A 23534-nucleotide genomic window follows, 5' to 3' on the forward strand; every position below is an offset into this window, starting at 1 on the left:
GGAAGATGCCTCGGTAGCGAGGGTTCTGGAGGGTGTGAGTGGCTGGCATGCGGAGGAAAGGTAGAAATTTGAGTGAAATACGGCTCTAGCGCTTATCTATAAAGCGCTAAAAGCTATGAAATATGTAGCATTCTCCGTGGCGGGTGGGCCGTCGGCATCAGTGAGAGTGGCGAGGGACGGCGGCGCCACGGCAACCCACCAGAAAGTCAAAGTCGCAACCATCGTCCGCCTGCAGTACGTGGTCCACATACAGCCGCTGGTAGCCGCCGCGTCCGCCGTTGTCCGTGCCAGCCAATGCGGCCAGGCGTGCTGCCAGTTCCTCGTCGCTGATGTCCAGGTGCAACCGGCCGTTCTCGCAGTCCAGCTCAATGAAGTCGCCATCGCGCACAGCAGCCAGCGGGCCACCGGCTGCCGCCTCGGGCGCCACGTGCAGCACCACGGTGCCGTAGGCGGTGCCGCTCATGCGCGCGTCCGAGATGCGCACCATGTCCTTCACGCCCTGGCGCAGCAGCTTGGGCGGCAGGCCCATGTTGCCCACCTCGGCCATGCCGGGGTAGCCCTTGGGGCCGCAGTTCTTGAGCACCATCACGCAGCTGGCGTCGATGTCCAGGTTTTCATCGACGATGCGCTCCTTGTAGTGCTCCAGGTTCTCGAACACCACAGCACGGCCCCGGTGCTTGAGCAGTTCGGGCGAGGCGGCGGAGGGCTTGAGCACCGCGCCACGCGGCGCCAGGTTGCCGCGCAGGATGCAGATGCCACCGTCGGCAATCAGCGGGTTGTTGATCGGGCGGATCACCTCGTCGTTGTATTGCGGGGCTTCGCGCACGTTGTCCCACAGGCTCTTGCCGTTGACGGTGAGTGCGTTGGGGTGGGGCAGCAGGCCGTTCTCGCCCAAGCGGCGCAGCACGGCGGGCAGACCGCCTGCGTAGTAGAACTCTTCCATCAGGAAGCGGCCCGAGGGCTGCAGGTCCACCAGGGTGGGTGTGCCCCGGCCGATGCGGGTCCAGTCCTCCAGGTCGAGCTGCACGCCGATGCGGCCTGCAATGGCCTTGAGGTGGATGACGGCGTTGGTCGAGCCGCCAATGGCAGCGTTGGTGCGGATGGCGTTCTCGAATGCCTCGCGGGTCAGGATCTTGGAGAGCGTGAGCCCTTCGTGCGCCATTTCCACAATGCGTTTGCCCGACATGTGGGCCAGCACATAGCGGCGCGAGTCCACCGCCGGGATGGCTGCGTTGTGCGGCAGCGATGTGCCCAGCGATTCAGCCATGCAGGCCATGGTGCTGGCCGTGCCCATGGTGTTGCAGGTGCCGGCGGAGCGTGACATGCCGGCCTCGGCCGCGAAGAACTGGTGTTCGTTGATCTCGCCCGCCTTCAGTGACTCGTGCAGGCGCCACACGGCGGTGCCCGAGCCGATGTCCTTGCCGTCGAGCTTGCCGTTGAGCATGGGGCCGCCCGTGACCACGATGGCCGGCACATCGCAGCTGGCCGCGCCCATCAGCAGCGCGGGCGTGGTCTTGTCGCAGCCCACCAGCAGCACCACCGCGTCGATGGGGTTGCCGCGAATGGCCTCTTCCACATCCATGCTGGCCAGGTTGCGCGTCAGCATGGCCGTGGGGCGCAGGTTGGATTCGCCGTTGGAGAACACCGGGAACTCGACGGGGAAACCACCCGCCTCGTAAATGCCACGTTTCACATGCTCGGCGATCTTGCGAAAGTGGGCGTTGCACGGGGTCAGCTCGGACCAGGTGTTGCAGATGCCGATCACGGGGCGGCCGTCGAACGCATGGTCGGGGATGCCCTGGTTCTTCATCCAGCTGCGGTACATGAAGCCGTTTTTGTCGGCCGTGCCGAACCATTCGGCGGAGCGGAGTTTGCGCTTGGGGGTGGTCATGGTGGGGTGCGAGAGAAAGAGGAGAAATGAAGAGTCAACGGGCCTTGCCCGAGCGGCGCGAAAGCAGCCGCTGCAGCAGACAGAAAGCGAACAGCAGCACACCGACGACGATGCGTGTCCACCAGGAGCTGAGCGTGCCGTCGAAGGAAATCAGGGTCTGGATGATTCCGAGCATGAGCACGCCAAACAGCGTGCCCGCCACATAGCCCACGCCACCCGTGAGCAGCGTGCCGCCAATGACCACTGCGGCAATCGCGTCCAGCTCCATGCCCACGGCATGCAGGCCGTAGCCCGACAGCATGTAGAACGTGAACACCACGCCCGCCAGCGCCGAGCAAAAGCCCGACAGCGTGTAGACGCCAATGAGCGTGCGGCGCACCGGCAGGCCCATGAGCACAGCCGAGTGCTCGCTGCCGCCCACCGCATACACGCTGCGGCCAAACGGCGTGCAGTGCGCCACGAACAGGGCCACCAGCAGCACGGCGATGGCAATGAGCGCGCCCAGCGATAGGGATGCGCCTTCCCACAGCGGCAGGCGCCACTGGGCCAGCTCCGAATAGCCTTCGTGCGTGATGCTGATGGAGTCGATGCTGATCAGGTAGCACAGCCCGCGCGCCAGGAACATGCCTGCCAGCGTGACGATGAAGGGCTGCAGCCGAAAGCGCTCGATGAGGAAACCCATGAACGCGCCAAATGCCGTGCCCATCAGCAGCACCAGAGGGATGGCGACCATGGGGTTCCAGCCCCGGTGTTCCACCAGCGCGGCCAGCACCATGGTGGTCAGCGCCACCACCGATCCCACCGAGAGGTCGATGCCGCCCGACAGGATCACGAACGTCATGCCCACCGCCACGATGATGAGGAAGGCGTTGTCGATCAGCAGGTTGAGGAACACCTGGGCCGAGAAAAACCCGGTGTACAGCACCGAGCCCAGCGTGGCCATGGCCACGAACAGCGAGATGGTGGCTGCCAGCGGCAGGTACTTGGGGTTGAACCGCGCGCGCTCGGCGGTGGCTTGTGGGGCAGGGTGGCTCACGGTGCCGAAGCCTGCGGTCTTGGGTACGGCGCTCATTGCAAAGCTCCCGCGCCGGGGCGGCGTGCCAGCGCGCCCACTTGTGCACGGAACTCGGGCGACTGCAGCAGCATCACGATGAACACCACCACGGCCTTCACCACCAGGTTGATCTCGGGCGGCACGCCCAGCGAGTAGATGGCGTAGGTCAGCGTCTGGATGATGAGTGCGCCAATCACGCTGCCCACCAGGCTGAAGCGGCCGCCCGTGAGGGCGGTGCCACCCAGCGTGACGGCCAGGATGGCGTCCAGCTCCAGCAGCTGCCCAGCGTTGTTGCCATCCGCGCTCTTCACGTTGGAGCTGATCAGCAACCCCGCAATACCCGCGCACACACCGCAGAACACATAGGCCGCCACGATAAGCCGCCCCGCCTGCACACCCGCCACCCGCGCCGCCGTGGGGTTGATGCCCACTGCCTGGATGAACAGGCCCAGCGCCGTGCGCGTGATGGCGAGGTACAGCACGGCAAAGACCACGGCCACCACAAACAGCGAGAAAGGCAGGCCCGCCAGATAGCCGCCGCCGATGAAGAAGTAGGGCGTGTAGTAGATGGTGATGATCTGCCCGTCGGTGATCAGCTGGGCAATGCCCCGGCCTGCCACCATGAGGATCAGCGTGGCAATGATGGGCTGCATGCCCACCTTGGCCACCAGCACGCCGTTCCACAGCCCGCACAGCAGCGCCACGCCGATGGCACCCAGGATGGCCACAGGCAGTGGAAACCGGCTCTCGGTGCCCGACACAGAGCCGCCGATCAGCCACGCTGCCACGGCCGCTGCAATGGCCACCGTCGCGCCCACCGAAATATCGATGCCGCGCGTTGCGATCACAAGCGTCATGCCCAGGGACACCAGCACCAGCGGCGCGGCGCGGTTCAGGATGTCGATGAGGCTGCCGTACAGGTGCCCATCGCGCCATTCGATGTGCAGAAAACTGGCGTTGAAAGCCGTATTGATGGCCAGCAGTAGCAGCAACGTGACGGCGGGCCACGCCAAGCGGTGTCGCATCAGCGCGGCAAAAAGGGAAGGAGAGGAGGGACGTTCAAGCATGTTCTGCGGCGATGAGTTCGTAGACGGCGTCTTCGCTGCTGCCCGCAGGCAGCTCACCCACCTTGCAGCGGTCGCGGAGCACCACGATGCGGTGCGCCACGCGCACCACCTCGCTCATTTCGGAAGAGATGAACAGCACGGCCATGCCCGCCTGGGCCAGGCGCAGGATCTGGTCCATGATTTCCTGCTTGGCGGCCACGTCGATGCCGCGCGTGGGCTCGTCCAGGATCAATAGGCGCGGCTCGATGGCCATCCAGCGCGCGAGGATCGCCTTTTGCTGGTTGCCGCCCGAGAGCAGGCCGATGGGCTTATCCACCGTCTCGGTCTTGATACCCAGCAGCTTCACATAGCGTTCGGCCAGCGCAGTCTGCTCGGCACGCGAAAGGAACTTGCTCACACCCATGCGCGCCTGCAGCGCCAGCGCAATGTTCTCGCGCACCGACAGTTCCGCCACGATGCCGTCGGTCTTGCGCTCCTCGGGGCAGAGGGCCAGGCCATGGCGGATCGCATCCATGGGGTTGGCAAACTTCACCACCTGCCCGTCGATGCGCAGCGCGCCCCGGTCGGGCTGCTCCAGGCCAAACAGCAGGCGCGCCAGCTCGGTGCGGCCCGAGCCCAGCAGCCCCGCCAGGCCCACCACCTCGCCTGCGCGGATCTGCAGATCCAGCGGCTGCAGTTGCGTGTCCTGCCCCAGGCCCTCGGTTTGCAGCAGCGTGGCTTGACGGCTGTCCACGGCGGGCGCTGGTGCGGGTTGCTCCGATGCTGCGGCCAGGTCGCGGCCCAGCATGGCGGCGATCAGCGCCTGTGGCCCCAGGTCTTTGGCCAGCCACTCGCCGACCCAGCTGCCGTTGCGCAGCACGGTGATGCGGTCGGACACGGCATACACCTGGTTCAGGAAATGCGTCACAAAGACGATGGACAGCCCCTCGCTGCGCAGGCGCCGAAGCACCTCAAAGAGCTTTTGCACTTCGTCGTCATCCAGGCTGGAGGTGGGCTCGTCCAGGATCAGCACGCGCGATTCGATGCTGAGTGCGCGCGCAATCGCCACCAGCTGCTGCACGGCCACGGGGTAGTCCGACAGCAGGCGCGTCACGTCGATCTGCAGGCCGATGCGCGCCACCAGATCGCGGGCGCGCTGGTGCAGCGTGGCCCAGTCAATGCGAAAGCCCTGCGCAATGCCGCAGCGCGGATAGCGGCCCGCAAAGATGTTCTCGGCCACCGAGAGGTTGGGGCAAAGGTTGACCTCCTGGTACACAGTGCTGATGCCCAGGCGCTGCGCGGCCAGCGGCGAGTCCGGCCACACCGATTCTCCGCCCAGCCGCATCTGCCCGCCGCTCGCCTCCAGCACGCCCGTCAGCACCTTGATCAGCGTGGACTTGCCCGCACCGTTTTGCCCCATCAGCGCATGGATCTCGCCAGGGTAGAGGTTGAGCTGCACGTCGCGCAGCACGGGGATGCCCGCAAACTGCTTGTGGATTCCCGAAAGCTGCAGCACCGGCGCTGCAGCAGGGGCGTGAACGGTGGATGCGTCCATGGAAACCGTCATGCCTTGTTCTTGTTGTAGACATCCACCAGCACGGCTGCCAGCAGCACGACGCCCTTGATGACCTGCTGGTAGTCGATGCCGATGCCCAGGATGGACATGCCGTTGTTCATCACGCCCATCACGAAGGCGCCGATGACCGCGCCCATCACCTTGCCCACGCCGCCCGATGCCGATGCGCCGCCGATGAAGCAGGCAGCAATCACGTCCAGCTCAAAACCCAGGCCCGCCTTGGGCGTGGCGGTGTTGAGTCGCGCCGCAAACACCAGCCCGGCCAGGGCTGCCAACACGCCCATGTTGATGAAGGCATACAGCGTGAGCCGCTCGGTCTTGATGCCCGAGAGCTTGGCCGCCTTCTCGTTGCCGCCCATGGCATAGATGCGGCGGCCGACGGTGGTGCGGCTGGTGACAAAGTCGAACAGCACGATCAGCAGCGCCATCACGATGAGCACGTTGGGCAGGCCCTTGTACGAAGCGAGCAGGTAGCTGAAGTACACCAGCAGCCCACCAAACACCACGGTGCGGGCGATAAACAAACCTGCGGGCTCTGTCTGCACGCCGTGGCGCAGCCGGTTGGCGCGCTGGCGCAGGCCACCCACGGCCAGGGCTGCGGCTACGGCCGCGCCCAGCAGCAGTGAGGTCAGGCGCAGGCCTTCCACGCTGAACAGGTCGGGGATGAACCCCGAGCTGAGCATCTGGAACGCCGAAGGGAACGGCCCCACCGACTGCCCCGCCAGCAGCGCCAGCGCCAGGCCCTTGAACACCAGCATGCCCGCCAGTGTGACGATGAACGACGGAATGCGCGAGAACGCCACAAAGCTGCCTTGAATGGCGCCAATGAGTCCGCCGCAGAGCAAGCACACCAGCGTGGCGGGCACAAAGTGCCAGTTGTATTCGACCATCAGCACTGCAGCCAGTGCGCCGATGAAGCCACACACCGAGCCCACCGACAGGTCGATGTGCCCGGCCACGATGACCAGCAGCATGCCCAGCGCCATGATGACGATGTAGCTGTTCTGCAGCACCAGGTTGGTCAGGTTCAAGGGCTGCATCAGCGTGCCCTCGGTCATGTACTGGAAGAAGCCCATGATGGCCACCAGCGTGATCAACATGCCGTACTCGCGCAGGTTGTGCTGCAGGTGCTGCAACAGCGATTTGTCGTGCCGCGCCGCTGCTGTCGTGGTGCCGTCGGCCAGCGTGCTGGCGGGGGGATGGGTGGTCTGGCTCATATCAACTGGCTTTCACAATCGCTCGCATGATCTTTTCTTGCGAGGCGTCTGAAGTTGGCATCTCGGCCACAAAGCGGCCTTCGTTCATCACATAGATGCGGTCCGTGATGCCCAGCAGCTCGGGCATTTCGGAGGAGATCACGATCACGCATTTGCCCTCGGCCGCCAGCTGGGCGATGAGGGTGTAGATCTCGTACTTGGCGCCCACGTCGATGCCGCGCGTGGGCTCGTCGAGGATGAGCACTTCGGGGCTGGTGAACAGCCATTTGCTCAGCACCACTTTTTGCTGGTTGCCGCCGGACAGGTTCAGCGTCTTCTGCTCCACGCCCGAGCAGCGGATGCGCAGCTTCTCGCGGTAGTCCTGTGCCACGCGGTGTTCCTGGCCGCTGTCGATCACGCTGGCGAACGACACGCCCGGCAGGTTGGCCAGCGAGGTGTTGAACTGGATGTCTTCGTTCAGCACCAGGCCATTGCCCTTGCGGTCTTCGGTCACATAGGCCAGGCCATGGCGCACGGCCTTTTCCACCGTGCTCACGTCGATGGGCTGCCCGTGCAGTCGCACTTCGCCGCTGATGCGCTGGCCCCACGAGCGGCCGAAGATGCTCATGGCCAGCTCGGTGCGGCCTGCGCCCATCAGGCCCGCAATGCCCACAATCTCGCCGCGCCGCACATTCAGGTCGATGCCCTTGAGGTGCTCGCGGTCGCTGCGCTGCGGGTGGTGGGCGCGCCAGTTGCGCACCTCAAAAACAATGTCGCCAATCTGCGGTTGGCGCTGGGGGTAGCGGTCGCTCATCTCGCGGCCCACCATGGCCTGGATCACGCGGTCTTCGCTCACCGGGCCTTCTCGGCAGTCCAGCATTTGCACGGTGCTGCCGTCGCGCAGCACGGTAATGGCATCGGCCACGCGCGAGATTTCGTTGAGCTTGTGCGAGATCAGGATGCAGGTGATGCCCTGGGCTTTCAGCTCCAGCAGCAGGTCCAGCAGGGCCTGGCTGTCGTTCTCGTTGAGGCTGGCGGTGGGCTCGTCCAGGATCAGCAGGCGCACCTTGCGCGACAGCGCCTTGGCAATTTCCACCAGCTGCTGCTTGCCTACACCCAGCTGGCCCACCGGTGTATCGGGCGATTCGCGCAGGCCCACCTTGTGCAGCAGCGCCTGTGCGCGGCTGTGTGCAGCCATCCAGTCGATGACGCCGTGCTGCGCGGTTTCGTTGCCAAGAAAGATGTTCTCGGCAATCGACAGCAAGGGCACCAGCGCCAGCTCCTGGTGAATGATGATGATGCCCAGGTGCTCGCTGTCGCGGATGCCCGCAAATTCGCGCTCCTGCCCATCGAAAAGGATCTGGCCGCTGTAGCTGCCGTGGGGGTATACACCCGACAGCACCTTCATCAGCGTTGATTTACCCGCCCCGTTTTCGCCGACGATGGCATGGATCTCCCCGACCTGCACCTGCAGGTTGACCTGGTTCAGCGCCACCACGCCGGGAAAGGTTTTGCGGATGTTCCGCATTTCAAGAAGCATGGTCTCTCAGTCTGTTGGTGGGGCCTCTGGCCCCATCCCGGTTGCAGGCCGCCTGCGTTGCCCCAGAGGCATTCGCAGGCGGCGGCTTTAGATGCAGAAGCCGCTCGCGCTCACTTGATTTGGGACTCTTTGTAGTAGCCACTGCCGACCAGCACCGTGTTCCAGTTGGATACGTCCACCGACACGGGCTTGAGCAGGTACGAGGGCACCACCTTCACGCCGTTGTTGTAGGTCTTGGTGTCGTTGATCTCGGGCTGCTTGCCTGTCAGTACGGCGTCCACCATGTTGGCGGCCACCTTGGCAAGCTCGCGGGTGTCCTTGAACACGGTGGAAGACTGTTCGCCCTTGAGTATGGACTTGATGGAAGGCACCTCGGCGTCCTGCCCGCTGACCACGGGGCAGGGCTGCTGGGCGGTGCAGTAGCCCACGCCCTTGAGGGACGACAGGATGCCGATGGAGATGCCGTCATAGGGCGACAGCACCGCATGCACCTTGTCCTTGCCGTAGTAGGCCGACAGCAGGTTGTCCATGCGCGCTTGGGCCACCGAGCCATCCCAGCGCAGCGTGCCCACCTTGTTCATGCCCGTCTGTTTGCTGCGCACCACCAGCTTGCCGCTGTCGATGTAGGGCTGCAGCACGCTCATCGCGCCGTCGTAGAAGAAGAAGGCGTTGTTGTCGTCGGGCGAGCCGCCGAACAGTTCCATGTTGAACGGACCCTTGCCTTGCTTGAGGCCCAGCTTGTCCACGATGGACGTGGCCTGCAGCACGCCGACCTGGAAGTTGTCGAACGTGGCGTAGTAGTCCACGTTCTTCGAGCCCTTGATGAGACGGTCGTACGCAATGACCTTCACGCCCTTGTCGGCCGCGTTTTGCAGCGCCTTGGACAGCGTGGTGCCGTCAATCGACGCGATCACCAGCACCTTGGCACCCTTGGTGATCATGTTCTCGATCTGCGCGAGCTGGTTGGGGATGTCGTCTTCGGCGTACTGCAGGTCGGTCTTGTAGCCCCGGTCCTTGAGAACCTTGACCATGTTGTCGCCATCGGCAATCCAGCGCGCCGAGGACTTGGTGGGCATTGAGATGCCGATGGTGCCCTTGTCCTGGGCCGATGCCACGGACGTGGCGCCAATGGCAGCCAGTGCCACGGTGGCCAACACGGCCTTGAAAATTGCACGCTTCATGGATTTCTGTCTCCTGTTTTGAATTTGTTTTTCGGGGATGGCCTATGACTTGCTACTGCCCGTGGGGACTGGCGCGGCCTGAGGCCAGTGCCACCGCCCAAGGGCGCCATGCAGCGAAGGCTGCGTTTCACTTTCGGGCACTGGTGGCGTCCCCCTTCCCCCATCGCGCAGCGATGCGAGAGTAAGGGGGGAAGGCGCGCAGCGCCTCAGGGGGTTAATACTTTCTATTCGGCATTTCCTTCGCCGCCACTTCCATCGGGAAGATGCCTTCTTCGGTCACGATGCGCTTGGGTACCGCCTTGCCAGCCTTGATGTCCTTCACAGCGCTCATCAGCTGCGGGCCCAGCAGGGGGCTGCACTCCACGCTCACGTTGAGCTTGCCCGCGATCATGGCTTCGAAGGCGCCCTTCACCGCGTCGATGGAGATGATCACGATGTCTTTGGCGGGCTTCATGCCGGCTTCTTCGATGGCCTGGATGGCGCCAATCGCCATGTCGTCGTTGTGCGCGTACAGCACATTGATCTTCTTGCCCTCGGCCTTCAGGAAGGCTTCCATCACTTCCTTGCCCTTGGCACGGGTGAAGTCGCCGGTCTGGCTGCGGATGATCTTGAACTTGGGGTCGGCCTTGATGACTTCTTCAAAGCCCTTCTTGCGGTCGATGGCAGGGGCCGAGCCCACGGTGCCTTGCAGCTCGACGATGTTGACCTCGCCCTTCTGGTCCTTCATCTTCTCCACCAGCCAGCGGCCGGCCTTGCGGCCTTCTTCCACAAAGTCCGAGCCCATGAAGGTCACGTACAGCGACGTGTCCTTGGTGTTCACTGCGCGGTCGGTCAGCACCACGGGGATCTTGGCGGCCTTGGCCTCGCGCAGCACGGGCTCCCAGCCCGACTCCACCACGGGCGAGAACGCGATCACATCCACCTTCTGCGCGATGAACGAGCGGATGGCCTTGATCTGGTTCTCCTGCTTTTGCTGCGCGTCCGAGAACTTCAGCTCGATGCCCGCCTCTTTGGCGGCCGACTTGATGGACTCGGTGTTGGCGGTGCGCCATTCGCTCTCGGCCCCCACCTGGCTGAAGCCCAGCACGAGGGGCTTTTGCGCCCAGGCAGTGCCGGGCAGCAAGGCGGCCACGGGCACGCTGGCCAAGGCGGCAGCAACGGTGCGGCGGTTCATTTTCATCATCTTGTCTCCTGTCTGTAATGGTTGGTTGACGATGGTTGCGGGATGGAAAGAAGGAACGCTCGAAAAGGGCAGGGCTCAAGCCAGCATGTAACCGGTCTTGACGGTGGTGTAGAACTCGGCGGCGTAGCGCCCCTGCTCGCGGGCGCCGTAGCTGGATTCCTTGCGGCCGCCAAACGGCACATGGAAGTCCACACCCGCCGTGGGCAGGTTCACCATGGTCATGCCCACGGCAGCGTGGCGCTTGAAGTGCATGGCGCGCTTGAGCGACGTGGTGCAGATGCCCGCACACAGGCCAAAGGGCGTGTCGTTGGCCAAGGCCAGCGCATGTTCATAGTCATCGGCCCGCAGCACGCAGGCCACGGGGCCAAAGATTTCCTCGCGCGCCACGCGGTGCTCGGGGCGGGCCAGGAAGAGGGCGGGGCTCATGTAATGGCCTGGGGTGGGGCGCTCCAGGCGCTCGCCACCCCAGACATGCTCCGCTCCCTCATTGCGCGCAATGTCGATGTAGTCCAGGTTTTGTGCCAGCTGGTTGTCATCCACCACCGGGCCCATCTCGGTGCCACGCTCCAGCGCGTGGCCCACTTTCAGGCTGGCCAGCCGGTTGCGCAGACGGGCCACAAAGGCGTCGTGCACCTCGGCCTCCACGATGAGGCGGCTCGATGCGGTGCAGCGTTGACCGGTGGAGAAATACGAACCCTGCAGCGCGCAGTCCACCGCCTGGTCCAGGTCTGCGTCGGCCAGCACGATGAGCGGGTTCTTGCCGCCCATCTCCAGCTGCACCTTGGCGCGCCGTGCTGAGGCCGCGCGCAGGATGCGGTCGCCTGTGGAAACAGAGCCGGTAAAGCTCAGCGCATTGACCAGCGGGTGGTCCACCAGCGTCTGGCCCACCTCGCGGCCGCTGCCCATGACGAGGTTGAAGGCACCGGCGGGCAGGCCGCTGCGGCTGATGATTTCGGCCAGCGCCCAGCCGCAGGCGGGCACCAGCTCGGCGGGCTTGAAGACCACGGTGTTGCCGTAGGCCAGGGCCGGGGCGATCTTCCAGGCCGGGATGGCGAACGGGAAGTTCCACGGCGCGATGATGCCCACCACGCCCACGGGTTCGCGGGTCACGTCCACCTGCACGCCCTGGCGCACCGAGGCCAGCAGCTCGCCCTGTATACGCAGCGCCTCGCCCGCAAAAAACTTGAAGATCTGCCCGCTGCGCGCCACCTCGGCGATACCTTCAGGCAGCGTCTTGCCTTCTTCGCGGGCCAGCAGTGCGCCCAGCTCGTCCTTGCGTGCCAGCAGCTCGCTGCCGATCATGTCCAGCACATCGGCGCGGCGTTGGGGGGTGCTCTGGCTCCAGGTGGGCAGCGCGTCGGCCGCGGCGCGCACAGCCAGCTCGGTCTGGTTGCGGTCGGCGCGGGCGTATTCGGCCACCACCTCGCGGGTGTCCGAGGGGTTGGTGCTGATGCCGGTGGTGGTGCCGATTTCCCACCGGCCGTTGATCAGGTGCCGGGGGCTGAGCTGGAGGTCGCCGAGCTTCATGGAGAGAGGCCTTTGTTGCAGTTGCGGCGAAGTCTATGGAAGGTTTAGATATCAATCCAATCGTTTTTTAGACAAAATACATATCGTTCTTTGCATTCTGGAAAACCCCTCCCTTTTCCCGTCCTCCCATTCATGAGCACCTACAACCACTGGTTCATCCGCGCCCGCCTCAAAACGCGCCAATTGCTGCTGCTGGTGGCCCTGGCCGAAGAAGGCAACATCCACCGCGCCGCCCAGGTGCTCAGCATGACCCAGCCGGCCGCCTCCAAGCTGCTCAAGGACCTGGAGGATGTGCTGGAGGTGTCGCTGTTTGACCGCCTGCCGCGTGGCATGCGCCCCACCTGGTACGGCGAAACGATGATTCGCCACGCGCGCATGGCCCTGGCCAACCTGAACCAGGCGCACGACGAGATCGGTGCTCTCAAGCGCGGGCACTACGGCCAGGTGGGCATTGGCGCCATCACCTCACCGGGCCTGAGCCTGTTACCCGCCGCCGTGGCGCAGGTCAAGCAGGAGCACCCCAGCCTGCGCATTTCGCTGGACATCGAAACCAGCCCGGTGCTGCTGGAGCGGCTGGAGCAGGGCAAGCTCGACATCGTGGTGGGCCGCCTGTACGAGGAGCACGACAAGGAGAACCTGCGTTATGAGTCGCTGACGGAGGAGCTGGTCTGCGCCATGACACGCCCGGGCCACCCGCTGTCGAGCATGACCGGGCTGACGCTGCGCGACGTGGTGTCGGCCAGCTGGATCGTGCCGCCTGCGGGCAGTGTGCTACGGCACCGGTTTGACCTGATGTTCCAGCAGGACGGGCTGGCGCCGCCGCTGCACACGGTGGAGACATCGGCCCTGCTGTTCATCACGCGCATGCTGCAGCAGAGCGACATGATTGCGGTGGTGGCTGAGGATGTGGCGCGCTATTACGCGGCGCATGGGATCGTGACGGTGTTGCCGCTGGCGATGCCGTGCCATATGGATGCGTTCGGAATCATCACGCGGTCGGACCGGCTGTTGTCGCCGGCGGCGAAGGTGATGATGAAGGCGTTGAAGCAGACGAGTCTGGTGCAGTATGGGCGGAGGTTGGAGGTGGGGGATTGAGGTTTTTGAAGTGAATGGGCTGCTAGCGCTTGTTGGATAAGCGCTGGTAGCTATTGTTTTTGTGGTTTTAGGCCTCCTGTCCGTTCGGGCTGAGCTGGTCGAAGCCTTGCGTGCTGGTTTGAGAGGCTTGCTTTTGCCAAGGGCGGAAGCCGGGTCTCGGCCCGGCGGCCGAGGTACTTGTTCTTTGCTTCGCCAAAGAAAAGTACCCAAAAGAAAGGCGACCCCCAGTCTGCGACCCCATCGCGTTGCGAAGGGGCAAACCTGCGTCGTGTCGGTTGCGGGGTGCGCCGTGGAACTCGCTTTGCGCTGCGCGCGCCGCTCGGACAACCACGGCGAGTTAGTTCACGAAGCACGCGCGCTCCGACGCGCGTGCCACCCCGCAACCGCCCCGCCGCAGGCGCAGCCAGCAGGGGGTTGGGCAGCCGAACCTCCAACGGCCGAACAGCCACACGGGCCATTGCTGCGCTCGGCCGTGCCTGCGCGGCGCGAGGCGCTTGCGCCCGCGAGATGGGGCCGAGCGCAGCGCAGCGAAGCAAAGGCCCGTGTGGATGTCCGCTCCCAGGGTTCCCTTCTGTATGCGCCTGGGGCGCACAGGGCGCGGGGTGGCATGCGCGTCGGAGCGCGCATGCTTCGTGAACTGACTTACCGCAGTTGTTCGAGCGGAGCGCCATAGGCGCGCAGCGAGTTCTGCGGTGCACCCCGTGACCGAGCACCCCAGGTTGCCCCGCAGCGAAGCGAAGGGGTCGCAGACAGCAGGGTCGCCCTTTCTTTGGTGACTTTCTTTCGGCGACGCGAAAGAAAGTTACTCGCATGCCGGGCGACTCCCGGCCTCCGCCCTTGACCCAAGCACGCCGCCCAAACCAGCACGCCTCGGCTTCGACACGCGCAGCCCGACCGGGCAGGGACCGTTATGAACTACAAAAACAATAGCTACCAGCGCTTAATGCATAAGCGCCAGAGACCAAAAAGACTTCAAAAAATCAAACCCACCCCGCATCCACCTTGAACTCCTGCGCCGTACACATCGCCGCATCATCCGACGCCAAAAACAACACCATCCGCGCAATGTCATGCGGCCGCAGCTTGTCCGGCAAACACTGGTTGCGCGCCAGTTCCTTCTCGCCCTCGGCGTCCAGCCACAGCTTGATCTGCCGCTCCGTCATCACCCAGCCGGGCGACACCGTGTTGATGCGGATCCGGTCCTGCCCCAGCGTCTTGGCCAGCCCGCGCGTGAGGCCGTTCACCGACGACTTGGCAATCGCATAGCAGGGGTAGCCCGTGCCCTTGCCCTGCCAGCCCGTGGAGCCCAGGTTGATGACCGAGCCCGCGCCCAGCCTGCGCATGCCGGGCACCACGGCCTGGATGGCAAAGAAGGCGGGGCGCTCGTTGATGGCCATGCGCTCGTCGTAGTACTCGGGCGTCACGGATTCGAGCGTGTGCCGGTCATCGCTGGCCACGTTGTTCACCAGCACCGCAAAGTCGCTGCCCAGCTCGGCCGCCGCTTCGGCCACGCAGGCTTGCAGGGCGTTCACATCGCGCACATCACACACACGCCACCAGGGGCGGGGCAGGCCTGCGTCGGCAATGTGCTGGGCCAGGGCTTCGCTCGCGTTGCGCGCCACGTCCACAAAGGCCACGCGGGCACCTTGCTCGGCAAATGCCGCCACGATGGCCGCGCCAATGCCGCTGCCGCCGCCCGTCACAAACACGGCGCGGCCTTGCAGGCTGGGGAATTTCGCCAGGCCCTGGGGAGCACCCGTGGCGTCGGTCGAAGAAGAAGAGGGGGTAAAAAGCTGTGTCATATCAATATTGCAATCAATCAATGGCGAAAAAATTCATTTCAAGCATCAATTGGCGTTGATAAGATGCCGCTCGTCAAGTGCCTGGCGGCAGGCCGATGCAAAAAAACGACCGGAGACAACCAACGTGCGCCCTTCGCTGGATACCCCCATCCCACCGTCCAGCGGCGCGTCCGCCTCTGCTCCCACAACAACCGGCGCCGTGCGCTGCGTGGTCGCACTGGGCAACGCACTGGGCGAGGGCGTGCTGTGGTCGGTGCGCGAGCAGGCCGTGTACTGGGTGGACATCCTCCAGCGCGAGCTGCACCGCTGGAGCCCGGCCACGGGCGCCCACCAGCGCTGGACGTTTGACGAAGAGATCTCTGCCATTGCCGAGCGCGCCGACGCCCCCGGCTTCATCGTCACCCTGCGCCGGGGCTTTGCACTGTTCGACCCCGCTGCCGACATCGCCCCGCGCTACCTGCACCAGCCCGAGCCAGAGCGCACAGACAACCGCTTCAACGACGGCAAGTGCGACGCCCAGGGCCGCTTCTGGGGCGGCAGCATGGACTTTGCGTGCGAGGCTCCCACGGGCGCGCTCTACACCTACACCGCCAGCGGCGACTGCGTGCGGCACGACGATTTTTTTGCCGTCACCAACGGCCCCACCTGGGCTACCACCGCGCAGGGCCCGGCCATGTTTTTCAACGACACGGTGCAGGGCACCACCTACCGCTACCGCTGCGACCCGGCCAGCGGCACCGTGAGCGACAAAACGCTGTGGAAGCGCTGGCCCGCGGCGGACGGCGTGCCCGACGGCATGACCACCGACGCACAGGGACGCCTGTGGGTGGCGCACTGGGGCGGCGGCTGCGTCACCTGCCACGACGCCGACACGGCTGACGAGCTGGCCCGTATCCCGCTGCCCGTGAGCCAGGTCACCAACTGCGCCTTTGGCGGTGCGGACCTGTGCACGCTGTACATCACGTCGGCTCGCACCAGCCTCACGCCCGAGCAGCTCGCGGCCGAGCCGCTGGCCGGGGCACTGTTTGCCGTGGACATCAGCACGCCCGGCCTGCCCGCGCATCTTTTCGGCGGCTGATGCCGGCCCGCGCGCAGCAGCGAAGCCCATGGCTCCGCCTCCTTTTTTTTCCATCCCGCAGAAAGCACACCGCCCATGACCGAGGCCTCTTCATCCCACCCCATCGTCTGGCTGCACCACGCGGGGCAGCACCTGGGCCTGGTGCCCACACTGGGCGGCAGCGTGGCGGCCTGGCAGATCGACGACCCGCAAGAGGCTGATGCACGCATCGACCTGTGGCGGCCGTGGGATGGCGCCACGCCCGACCTGTACCAGCTTGCATCCTTTGCCATGGTGCCCTGGTCCAACCGCATCAGCGGCGGCGGGTTTGAGCATGCAGGGCAGTTCCACCCCATGCGTCCCAACCGCGTGGGCGAGCCGTACCCCATCCACGGCGACGGGTGGCTGCAGCCCTGGCAGCTGACCCAGCCCGCGCCCGACACGCTGCAGATGCAGCTGCGCTCCGAGCGCTTTGACGGCAACCCTTACGAGTACGAATGCGTGCAGACCTTCCGCCTGGTGGAGGGCGGCCTGGACCAGTCGGTGCAGGTGCGACACCTGGGCGCGCAGCCGCTGCCCTACGGCCTGGGCCTGCACCCCTGGTTTCCGCGCACGCCCGGCACGCGCATCACGGCGCCGGTGCAGGGCGTGTGGCTGTGTGGCGACGACCCCCTGCCCACACAGCACACGCAGCACTTCCCGCCCGGCTGGGACTTGAACACCGGCGCCCCCGCCAATGGCGGCCTGATCGACAACGCCTACACCGGCTGGGGTGGCACGGCACAGATCGACTGGCCCGAGCGCGGGCTGCGCCTCACCGCCCACATGCCTGATTTTGAAAAAGACGGCGGTGCGGCCCACCACTACTGCCTGGTGTACCGCCCGCCACAGGGCCCGGCGTTCTGCTTTGAGCCCATCACCCAGCCCATCGATGCTTTCCACCAACCGGGCCAGCCCGGCCTGCGCACCTTGGCGCAGGGCGAGGTGCTGGCGATGAACGTGTCGTGGCGGTACTGGGCGTTGTGAGCGCCCCTCGGGCGCCCCAGGAGAGGGTTTGTAGCGAAATCAGCCGGTAGCGCTAGTGAATCATGCGCTGGCAGCTATTAAATCGATAGTGAATCAGATCACCCGGAACCCGTGGGTGCCGTCGCGCCCCAGTTGTTCCACCAGCCCGAACTCCCAGTCCAGGTAGGCCTGCATCGCCTCGCGCGGGCTGTCGGTGCCTTCGTACGGGCGGCGGTAGCGGTCGATGCGGGGCGAGGCCAGGCGCGTCTCGCCATGCTCCAGCGGCAGGCCCTGGGCGATCCAGGCCAGCGTGCCACCCTCCAGCACCACCACCTCGGCACCACCCGTCAGGCGGGCCAGGTCCTGCGCGGCATAGCGTGCCAGCAGGCTGCTGCCGCAGGTCAGCACATAACGCTGCGCCTTGGGAATGCTGGCCACGGCCTGCGCCAGTTGCGAGCGGATCACGAACCACGCGCCGGGGATGTGGCGCTGCACGTAGTTGGCGCTGGTGGTCAGGTCCAGCACGGCGGTGTGGCCGGGGCGCTCTTTGCTTTCTTCGTTCAGCCAGGCCGCCAGTTGTGCGGGCGTGACCCAGGCAATGGGGCCTTCGGGCTCGGGCACGGTGTTGGCCACGGCGCCGGTCTCGCTGAAGTCGGCGGCGGGCGCGTCGTCCAGCACCCACACGTCCCAGCCCATCTGCGCCAGCCACGATGCACTCATGTTCGCGCGCACCCCGTCGTCATCCACCAGCACGATGCGCGCGCCACGCACGGCGGCGGTGTGGTCGGTCTCCTGCACCAGCTGGCCGCCGGGCGTGTTGCGAAAGCCGGGCAGGTGGCCTGCGGCAAATTCTTCGGGCGTGCGCACATCCAGCAGGTATGTGGTGCGCTGCGCCTCGGCCGCAAAGCGCGCCAGGTCGGCGCGGGTGGCGCGCTGCACGCCCGCACGGTCGGCCACGCTGCGTGCCTGCTGGGGCGCGCGCTCGCGGTCGGCATGCACGGCGGGGTCAAAGCGGCGGGTGGCGCCGCGCTCCAGCGTCTGGCCGGCCAGCAGCCAGCCGATGGTGCCGTTGCGCAAGGCCGCCACCGGGTTGGGGATGCCCGCGTTGACCAGCGACTGCGTGCCGATGATGCTGCGCGTGCGGCCCGCGCAGTTCACGATGATCTGCGTGGCCGGGTTGGGCGCCAGTGCCTGCGCGCGCAGCACCAGCTCCGCGCCGGGCACGCTCACGCCGGTGGGGATGTTCATGGTGTGGTACTCGTCATACCGCCGCGCATCCAGCACCACGACATCGGCCTGGGCGTCGATGAGCGCCTGCACCTCTTCGGCCGCCAGCGAGGGCGTGTGGCGCTCGGCCTCCACCAGCTCGCCAAACGATTTGCTGGGCACGTTCACGTCGATGAACAGCTCGCCGCCCGCATCGCGCCAGCCCTGCAGGCCACCGGCCAGCAGCGTCACCTGCGTGTAGCCCAGCTGCTGCAGCTTGCGCGCGGCGGGCTCGGCCAGGCCTTCGCCGTTGTCGTACACCACGATGAAGGTGTCTCGGCGCGGAATGCGCCTCCACGCATCCAGCTCGATCTTGCCGGCGGGCAGGTTGGCGGCGAACAGCGGGTGGCTTTGGGCAAACGGGTCTTCCTCGCGTACGTCGAGCAAGGCGATTTCCTGGCGGGCGAGCAGGGCCTCGCGAACCTGGAGGAACGAAGTCTGGGGCAGGGCGGGAGCGGTCATGGTCTTGGTGTTGGGGCGGATCGGCTTCAGGCAGCCGGTGCAGGGGTTTTGGACAGGTCCCAGAGGTTGGGCAGGGTGCTGTTGCTGTAGCCCGAGATGAATGGCTTGCGCGTGCCTTCCTCCAGGTAGACGCTGCGCTGCACCGCGCCAATGTTGGCGCCGTACACGTGGATGCTGATGGAGGTGTGGCCCTCCCACGCGTTGCTCACGCGGTGCACATCGCCTATGGCAGGGTCGTTGGGCGAGACGGCCTCCACCTGGCCCGGCTGCAGCCGCACGGGCGCGCCCTGCGGTGCCCAGCGGCCGTCGGGCGTGCGGGCATAGGCCTGCGAATCCTCGGCGCCGCGCAGCATGCCGATCAGGCCCCACACGGTGTGGTCATGAATGGGCGTGGCCTGGCCGGGGCCCCACACAAAACTCACGACCGAAAAGCGCCCCAATGCGTCGGCATGCAGCAGGTACTGCTGGTAGCGATCGGGGTGGGGCTGGGCATAGGTGTCGGGCAGCCAGTCGTCATGGGCCACCAGCGTGCGCAGCAGCGTGGCGCCCTGGGTCAGGGTGTCGGGCTCGGGCAGGCGCTGCTCCACCAGCGCGGCCAGCTGCTGCACAAAGTGGCGCAGGCGGGCAGTGTGGGGGGCGCCCTGCGGCGCGGAGGGGGACGTGGGTGGGGGCGATGGGTTGGGCAATGCACTCATGCCCGGTATTGCACCAGCGCCCGGGCTGCCCGTGTGTTGCGTGTTTTGCATATGCATCCCTGTTTTTCTTCGTTCTGTTGCGAGGCGTCTTTCAGTTCAATGCCAATCCATCGTAACGGCGGTGCGGACCGGCTCGCAGGCATCCACAGGAATTCACGGGCAATCGCAGCGCCGATCAGGATTTGACAACCAAAAGGGCACAACATGAGCAAGATTCAAGGCCAAGGTGGGGTGGGAGGGCGCTGGACGCGCCGGCAGCTGTTGCAGACAGCGGGCGCGACCAGCGTGGTGGGGGTGTCGAGTGTGGTGGGCAGCCACGTGCTGGCCGCCGGCAAGCTGCGCGAGGTAAAGCTGGCGTGGAACGCCAACGCCATCTGCCTGTCGGCCGCGCCGGTCGCCATCGAGCGCGGCATTTTTGAAAAACATGGTCTCAAGGTCGAGCTGATCAACTTTGCGGGCTCCACTGACCAGCTGCTGGAGACCATCGCCACCTCCAAGGCCGACGCGGGCCTGGGCATGGTGCACCGCTGGATCAAGCCGCTGGAGTCGGGCTTTGACGTGAAGCTGGTGGGCAGCTCGCACGGCGGTTGCTCGCGCCTGGTGGGCTACGAGGCCGCGGGCGTGACAAGCCTGCAAAAGCTCAAGGGCAAGACCATTGCGGTGTCGGACCTCAACAGCCCCGGCAAGAACTTCTTTTCGGTGCTGCTGACCAAGGCCGGGCTGAACCCCGAAAAGGACGTGACCTGGCGCCAGTTCCCTGGCGACATGCTGGGCCTGGCGGTGGAAAAAGGCGAGGCCCAGGCCATTGCCGATGGCGACCCCAATCTGCTGCTCATCCAGCGCCGCACCAAGGGCCTGGTGGACCTGGCGTCCAACCTGTCGGGCGAATACGCGGCCAAGACCTGCTGCGTGCTGGGCGTGAGTGGCGCCATGGTGCGCAACGACAAGGGCACGGCAGCCGCGCTGACCCGCGCCATCATCGAAGCATCGGATTTCATTGCGGACAACCCCAACGAAACGGCCCGCATCTTCAGCCCGTATTCCAAGGTGCCGCAGGAAGACCTGCGCGCCGTGCTGGGCACGCTCACGCACCGCAGCCACCCGGTGGGCACGGCGCTGCGGCAGGAGATCGAGTTCTATGCCCGCGACTTCAAGCTGGTGGGCGTGCTCAAGCCCGGCACCGACCCTGCGCGCTTCGCGGCCCACGTCCACGCTGACGTGCTGGCCTGAGCCTCCTCCCATTCCGTGCAAGGACCCTCTCCATGAGCACTGTTGCCGACAACATCCTGGGCGCCCCGCCGGGCATCAGCCCCAAGCCTTCGCAGCCCCCGCTGCGTGCGCCCAGCCCATCATCCGGTGCGCCCCGTGCTGCGGGTGCGCAGCCTGTCACCGCGCCTGACTTCAAGGCGGCCAAAGCGGCGCTGGGGTTCTGGTGGGTGGGGCTGGCCGCCGCCGTGGCCTGGGCGGGGCTGGCCTTGCTCACGGGCCTGTGGCCCAACAAGCCGGCGGGTTTCAGCGAATGGGCGTTTACCGAAGAGTTCGCCTGGGGTGCGGGGGGCGTGTCGGCACTGCTGCTGGCGCTGACCGTGCTGGCCCGTCCGCTGGTTGCCGTGGTGAGCCGCGTGCGCGCGGCTGGGCCCTGGCTGGTGGCCATTGCCGTCGGCCTGGCGGTGTGGGAGGTGTTCACCGCCAAGCTGGGCACGCTGCCGCCGCCCTTCTTTGCACCGCCCCAAAGCCTGGTGGAGGTGTACGCCACCGACTGGCCGCGCCTCCTGGAGAGCGCGGGCGCTTCCATCCGCCTGCTGGCGCTGGGCATTGCGATTGGAGCAGCTGCAGGTTTTGTGACGGGCGTGCTGATCGGCTGGTCGCGCCAGGCCAGTTACTGGATCCACCCGGTGCTGCGTATCCTGGGCCCGGTGCCCACCACCGCGCTGCTGCCGGTCAGCTTCTATTTTTTCCCGTCCAGCTGGTCCACGGCGATCTTTTTGATTGCGCTGGGCACGGCCTTCCCGGTGGCCATCCTCACCTGGTCGGGCGTGGCCGGGGTGCACAAGAACTTTTATGACGTGGCCCGCACCATGGGTGCGTCGCCCTGGTTTCTGGTGCTGCGCGTGGCCATCCCGGCGGCGCTGCCGCAGGTGTTTGTGGGCCTGTTCATGGGCCTGGGCGCGGCGTTCTCCACCCTGGTGGTGGCCGAGATGCTGGGCGTGAAAGCGGGCCTGGGCTGGTACCTCACCTGGGCGCAGGGCTGGGCGGCGTATCCCAACATGTATGCAGCGCTCATCGTGATGGCGCTGTTGTTCTCGGGCGTGATCACACTGCTGTTTGTGCTGCGCGACAGGGTGCTGTCGTGGCAGAAGGGGGTGGTGAAATGGTGAGTTCCGCGACGATTCCTGAAATCTCTACGGCGGCCCGTGTGAACGGCGCACGCATTGACGTGCGCAATGTCAGCCACTGGTTTGACCTGCCCGCAGGCCCGCTGCACGTGATCGACGAGCTGGACTTGTCCATTGCACCCGGCGAGTTCGTGGCCCTGCTGGGCCCCAGCGGCTGCGGCAAGAGCACGCTGCTGCGCCTGGTGGCGGGGCTGGAGCCCGCCACCACCGGCGAGCTGCTGCAGGATGGCACCCCCATCACCCAGCCCGACCCGTCGCGCATCGTGGTGTTTCAGGACCCCACGCTGTTCCCCTGGCGCACCGTGTGGGACAACGTGGCCCTGGGCCTGCAGGCGCGGGGCATCCTCAAATCCCAGCGCCACCGCGTGGACGAAGCGCTGGCCCTGGTCGGGCTGCAGGACTTTGCCAAGGCCTTCCCGCACCAGCTCTCGGGCGGCATGGCGCAGCGCGTGGCGCTGGCGCGTGCACTGGTCAACGACCCCACCTTGCTGGTGCTGGACGAACCGCTGGGCAAGCTCGACTCGCTCACGCGCCTGTCCATGCAGACCGAGCTGGTGCAGCTGTGGCAGCGTGCGGGCTTCTCGGCCCTGCTCGTCACGCACGATGTGGAAGAAGCCCTGTTCATGGCGCAGCGCGTGGTGGTGTTCTCTGACCGGCCTGCGCGCGTCAAGCAGGTGCTGGTCAACGACCTGCCATACCCGCGCCACCGGGGCGACCCCCGCCTGGCGGCCCTGCGCCACGAGGCGCTGGCGTTGCTGGGGCTGGACGCCAGCTGGTAGTCGCCGCCTTGGCCTGGCTGTCATTGCCGCCCGAGTGGCTGGCCGCTCTGCTCGAAGGCCTGCAGGCCACCCAGCAGGGCCTGCGCGCGCTGCTGCATGCGGTGGGCCTGGCGCCCGATGTGCACGGCCAGCCCGCCTGGCCGTTTGCGCACCGTGTGGCCGCCGAGATGCTGGTGGTGGATGCCGGCCATGCGCGGCGCGTGCTGCTGTCGCTGCTGTGTGTGGGTGCCGCGCTGCTGGCGCTGGCGGTATCCGTGGCGTGGCGGCGCGGCCGCAAACTGCTGTGGTGGCTGGCCGCTGCGCTGGTGGTGTTTGCGCCCTGGCCCCATCGCCACCTGCTGCTGACGCCCGCCGTGGCCACCAGCCTGCACCAGTCACCCACGGGCTTCACTGCGCAGGGCATCGTGCGTGGCCAGGCGGTGTACCAGCAGCACTGCGTGCGCTGCCACGGCGCCAGTGCCAACGGCGAAGGGCCCGATGCAGCCCGGCTGGCCATGTGGCCGCCCAACCTGAACGGCGCGCTGCTGTGGAAGCGGCTGGACGGCGAACTCTTCTGGCGCGTGCGCCACGGCATGCAGGGCCGCAACGGCGCGCAAACCATGCCCGGCTTTGGCACCACGCAGCTCACCGACGCCCAGGTGTGGGAGGTGCTGGACTACCTGCAAGCCCATGCCGCAGGCCAGATGCTGCGCGAATCGGACACCTGGGACCGCCCCGTGCGCCTGCCCGACGTGGCCGTGCTGTGCCGCCAGGGGCGCCAGCACACGGCGCGCAGCCTGGTGG

19 protein-coding genes are annotated in these 23534 nt (G+C 66.2%); 7 read left to right on the top strand and 12 right to left on the bottom strand.

Annotated features, from left to right (window positions below):
• Positions 1–157 precede the first annotated feature (157 nt).
• From ISS20_RS13065 to ISS20_RS13105, 9 genes are all read right to left on the bottom strand, one after another.
• Entirely contained in the window at positions 158–1891 is a 1734-nt protein-coding gene (locus ISS20_RS13065; RefSeq protein WP_110958928.1) for an IlvD/Edd family dehydratase, read from the bottom strand.
• 34 nt (positions 1892–1925) lie between these two features.
• Positions 1926–2963 carry a galactofuranose ABC transporter, permease protein YjfF gene (yjfF, locus tag ISS20_RS13070; protein ID WP_291437231.1) on the bottom strand — a complete coding sequence of 346 codons (1038 nt, stop codon included), beginning with the start codon at positions 2961–2963 and terminating at the stop codon, positions 1926–1928.
• A complete protein-coding gene (locus tag ISS20_RS13075) occupies positions 2960–4012 on the bottom strand; it encodes an ABC transporter permease (protein WP_291437233.1) in 1053 nt (350 codons plus the stop codon). Before ISS20_RS13075 ends, yjfF begins: the two co-directional genes overlap by 4 nt.
• A complete protein-coding gene (locus ISS20_RS13080; RefSeq protein WP_291437234.1) occupies positions 4005–5558 on the bottom strand; it encodes a sugar ABC transporter ATP-binding protein in 1554 nt (517 codons plus the stop codon). The genes ISS20_RS13075 and ISS20_RS13080 overlap by 8 nt, the downstream gene beginning before the upstream one ends.
• Positions 5555–6784, bottom strand: a complete 1230-nt coding sequence (mmsB, locus tag ISS20_RS13085; RefSeq protein WP_291437236.1) for a multiple monosaccharide ABC transporter permease — start codon at positions 6782–6784, stop codon at positions 5555–5557. Before mmsB ends, ISS20_RS13080 begins: the two co-directional genes overlap by 4 nt.
• 1 nt (position 6785) lies before the next feature.
• On the bottom strand, positions 6786–8303 hold the full coding sequence (gene mmsA / locus ISS20_RS13090; protein WP_291437238.1) for a multiple monosaccharide ABC transporter ATP-binding protein: 1518 nt from the start codon (positions 8301–8303) through the stop codon (positions 6786–6788).
• A 110-nt stretch (positions 8304–8413) separates the two neighbouring features.
• Entirely contained in the window at positions 8414–9484 is a 1071-nt protein-coding gene (gene chvE / locus ISS20_RS13095) for a multiple monosaccharide ABC transporter substrate-binding protein (protein ID WP_291437240.1), read from the bottom strand.
• A 214-nt stretch (positions 9485–9698) separates the two neighbouring features.
• Positions 9699–10664: an ABC transporter substrate-binding protein gene (locus ISS20_RS13100; RefSeq protein ID WP_116750363.1), complete on the bottom strand. Its 966-nt coding sequence runs from the start codon at positions 10662–10664 to the stop codon at positions 9699–9701.
• 78 nt (positions 10665–10742) lie between these two features.
• Entirely contained in the window at positions 10743–12194 is a 1452-nt protein-coding gene (locus ISS20_RS13105; protein ID WP_291437243.1) for an aldehyde dehydrogenase family protein, read from the bottom strand.
• Positions 12195–12326: 132 nt separating this feature from the next.
• On the opposite strand from ISS20_RS13105, the gene ISS20_RS13110 reads away from it, so the two are divergent.
• Positions 12327–13289: a LysR substrate-binding domain-containing protein gene (locus ISS20_RS13110; RefSeq protein WP_056067548.1), complete on the top strand. Its 963-nt coding sequence runs from the start codon at positions 12327–12329 to the stop codon at positions 13287–13289.
• Between the two features lie 980 nt (positions 13290–14269).
• On the opposite strand, the gene ISS20_RS13115 is transcribed toward ISS20_RS13110, so the two are convergent.
• The gene (locus ISS20_RS13115; RefSeq protein WP_055401789.1) at positions 14270–15091 is read right to left on the bottom strand and encodes an SDR family oxidoreductase; all 822 of its coding nucleotides are present in this window, start codon (positions 15089–15091) and stop codon (positions 14270–14272) included.
• Between the two features lie 124 nt (positions 15092–15215).
• Between ISS20_RS13115 and ISS20_RS13120 the strand changes: the two genes are divergently transcribed.
• Entirely contained in the window at positions 15216–16169 is a 954-nt protein-coding gene (locus ISS20_RS13120) for an SMP-30/gluconolactonase/LRE family protein (protein WP_291437247.1), read from the top strand.
• Between the two features lie 75 nt (positions 16170–16244).
• Positions 16245–17174 carry an aldose 1-epimerase gene (locus tag ISS20_RS13125; protein WP_291437249.1) on the top strand — a complete coding sequence of 310 codons (930 nt, stop codon included), beginning with the start codon at positions 16245–16247 and terminating at the stop codon, positions 17172–17174.
• Between the two features lie 93 nt (positions 17175–17267).
• Here ISS20_RS13125 and ISS20_RS13130 read toward each other — a convergent pair whose 3' ends face one another.
• Both ISS20_RS13130 and ISS20_RS13135 read right to left on the bottom strand, forming a co-directional pair.
• Positions 17268–18881 carry a rhodanese-related sulfurtransferase gene (locus ISS20_RS13130; RefSeq protein WP_291437251.1) on the bottom strand — a complete coding sequence of 538 codons (1614 nt, stop codon included), beginning with the start codon at positions 18879–18881 and terminating at the stop codon, positions 17268–17270.
• A gap of 26 nt (positions 18882–18907) precedes the next feature.
• Positions 18908–19576, bottom strand: a complete 669-nt coding sequence (locus tag ISS20_RS13135) for a cysteine dioxygenase (protein WP_291437253.1) — start codon at positions 19574–19576, stop codon at positions 18908–18910.
• Between the two features lie 204 nt (positions 19577–19780).
• On the opposite strand from ISS20_RS13135, the gene ISS20_RS13140 reads away from it, so the two are divergent.
• From ISS20_RS13140 to ISS20_RS13155, 4 genes are all read left to right on the top strand, one after another.
• Entirely contained in the window at positions 19781–20806 is a 1026-nt protein-coding gene (locus ISS20_RS13140; protein ID WP_291437255.1) for an ABC transporter substrate-binding protein, read from the top strand.
• A 32-nt stretch (positions 20807–20838) separates the two neighbouring features.
• Positions 20839–21954, top strand: a complete 1116-nt coding sequence (locus ISS20_RS13145) for an ABC transporter permease subunit (RefSeq protein WP_291437257.1) — start codon at positions 20839–20841, stop codon at positions 21952–21954.
• The gene (locus ISS20_RS13150; RefSeq protein ID WP_291437259.1) at positions 21948–22751 is read left to right on the top strand and encodes an ABC transporter ATP-binding protein; all 804 of its coding nucleotides are present in this window, start codon (positions 21948–21950) and stop codon (positions 22749–22751) included. Before ISS20_RS13145 ends, ISS20_RS13150 begins: the two co-directional genes overlap by 7 nt.
• 8 nt (positions 22752–22759) lie before the next feature.
• Positions 22760–23534: cytochrome c (locus ISS20_RS13155; RefSeq protein ID WP_291437261.1), on the top strand; the 775-nt coding region annotated here is incomplete at its 3' end.

Source organism: Acidovorax sp. (genome assembly GCF_016783915.1).
In the GTDB taxonomy this organism is placed as follows: domain Bacteria; phylum Pseudomonadota; class Gammaproteobacteria; order Burkholderiales; family Burkholderiaceae_C; genus Acidovorax.